The sequence below is a fragment of the Staphylococcus sp. HMSC62A08 genome, from assembly GCF_001839105.1.
GTDB lineage: Bacteria > Bacillota > Bacilli > Staphylococcales > Staphylococcaceae > Staphylococcus > Staphylococcus caprae.
Map to the genome: position 1 here is coordinate 440,384 of NZ_KV840027.1, position 2,499 is coordinate 442,882.

At 33.7% G+C, this 2,499-nt stretch carries 2 protein-coding genes; both read left to right on the forward strand.

The window, feature by feature from the left end:
- The first annotated feature begins 213 nt into the window (after nucleotides 1-213).
- Nucleotides 214-1,164 carry an LCP family glycopolymer transferase gene (locus HMPREF3264_RS02835; protein ID WP_070871866.1) on the forward strand — a complete coding sequence of 317 codons (951 nt, stop codon included), beginning with the start codon at nucleotides 214-216 and terminating at the stop codon, nucleotides 1,162-1,164.
- A gap of 522 nt (nucleotides 1,165-1,686) precedes the next feature.
- A partial coding sequence (locus HMPREF3264_RS02840; RefSeq protein WP_141764435.1) for a 2Fe-2S iron-sulfur cluster-binding protein occupies nucleotides 1,687-2,499 on the forward strand: 813 nt, incomplete at its 3' end.

Genomic DNA, 2,499 nt, shown 5'->3' on the forward strand with positions numbered 1-2,499 from the left:
CAGACATCTACTGCCAATATGTTAAATGAGGATGAGATATTAAATTATATTTCATCCTCATTTTTTGATTATATATATAAAATTTTTCATTTTTGTTTATTTCTCTAAAATAAATCAATGAATAGGTCTACAGATGTATAGTAAATATTTTATTTTATAATATACTTATCAATGGAATAAGAATATGAAATAAAACGAAAAGGAGTGGTTGGAATGCGACGTTCAGATAAAAGAAAAATGAGCTTGCCAACTAAAATTCTTCTTTGGGTAGTGGGAATTTTATTTTTACTTACAGTTATTGCAGTCATCTATGTAGGTGCAAAAATATTTATTACGGGAGATAAAATTCATAACCCTTTAAATAGAAGTCATTCAGAATTACGTTCGGGAAAAGTAAACTTAAAAGATGGCGATCCTTTTACAATTGCTTTATTTGGTGTGGACTCCGATGCTGAACGTAAACAGCAAGGTGGAGGTCAACGTAGTGATACCATCATGATTTTATCAATTAATCCTAAAGAGAAGAAAACAGAATTAGTGAGTATCCCCCGTGATACTCAAGCGAAAATTGTTGGAAGAGGAACAACAGAAAAAATTGCTCATGCCTATGCTTATGGTGGACCAAATATGGCAGTTAATTCTCTTGAGAAATTAATGAATGTTCCTATTGATCATTATGCAACCATTGATATGGATGGATTACATGATATGATTGATGTTTTAGGTGGTGTGGATGTTGTAAGTAATGACACATTCTCAGTTGATGGTCTTCACTTTGAAAAGGGAGCAAAGACACATGTCAATGGCGATGAAGCAATGAAATTCATACGTAGTCGTAAAGAAGAAGGCGCTGGCGGTGACTTTGGTAGACAAGAACGTCAACAACTTGTGTTAGAAGCGATGGCTAATAAAATGTCGAGTGCTTCATCTATCACACATTTCAATTCATTAATGGACGAAATACAAAATAATGTAAAAACAGATTTAACACTTGGAGATCTTAACTTAATTAGAAAGAACTATAAAGATGCGAATCAAACAGTTAATCGTCATCAATTAGATGGTGAAGGCGGTATTCAAGATGATGGATTATACTACTTTGTACCAAGTGATTCATCTAAAAATGAAAATACTCAATTATTAAAAAATAACCTAGATTTATAAAAGAGGTATGATATTTAAAACTTTATTAAATGCTTACCTGCAGTTCGGAGGGAGAGGGACAGAAATATAATTTAGCAAAATTATTTTCGTTGTCCCACTCCCAACTTGCATTGTTTGTAGAATTTCTTTTTAAGAAATTCTCTATGTTGGGGCCCCGCCGGCAAGGATGGCTAGGATTGAAAGAAGCTTGATATAAGCGCACTTTCAATTCAGACATCTACTGCCAATATGTTAAGGAAGGTTGAGACAATTAATTATGTCCCAGCCTTCTTTTTGTTTGAGGTGTTATTTTACTAGGTATAATTATAGTAGCTAAAAAGGTAATTATTGTTCTAATTGATATTGATTTTCAATTAAATAATTTTAAAATACAAAATACTAGTAAACACTTAACTTTTTACATAGAAAGTAATACAATTTAGATAATTCTATCTTGAAATATATGTGGGGTATTTTTCAGATAGAGAAAGCAAACATGAAAAGTCTATTACGGTAAAAAATATATAAATGGGTTTTCAGCCTATGCAAGAACATTTAGTAGTCACGTTAGATGGCACTGATTATCTTGTGGAACCTGGCACAAATTTACTCGAGTTCATTCGATCTCGAGATACTTTCGTACCTGCGATTTGTTATAACGAATCAATGGGACCAATCCAAACATGTGATACATGTATGGTTGAAATTGATGGAGAGATTGCACGTGCTTGTGGTACGACAATCGACCGTCCAATGAATGTTAAAACGAACAACGACGATGTTCAATCAAGTCAAAAAGAAGCATTAGATCGTATATTAGAAAAACATATGCTTTATTGTACTGTATGTGACTATAATAATGGCGACTGTGAAATTCATAACACGATGGATGAGTGGGGCGTTCAACATCAAACGTATGAATACAAAGAGAAGCCTTATGAAAAAGATTATGGTCCATTTTATCGTTATGACCCTGACCAATGTATCCTATGTGGACGTTGTGTAGAGGCATGTCAAGACGTAGAAGTGAACGAAACAATCAGTATTGATTGGGATCGTGAACATCCACGTGTGATTTGGGATAATGATGTACCAATTAATGAATCATCATGTGTGTCATGTGGTCAATGTGCCACAGTATGTCCATGTAATGCGATGATGGAAGTGAATATGGAAGGCAACGTTGGATATATGACTGATACTGAACCAGGTTCACTTGTAGCAATGATTGATTTAATTAAAAAATCTGAACCAGGTTATGGTCCTTTATTAGCGCTTTCTGATTCAGAATCTGAAATGCGTAAAGAGCGTATCAATAAAACGAAAACAGTATGTACATATTGTGGCGTAGGATGC

Coding starts and splice junctions, on each gene's coding strand:
- HMPREF3264_RS02835 (WP_070871866.1), top strand. CDS start 214: ATGCGACGTTCAGATAAAAGAAAAATGAGCTTGCCAACTAAAATTCTT.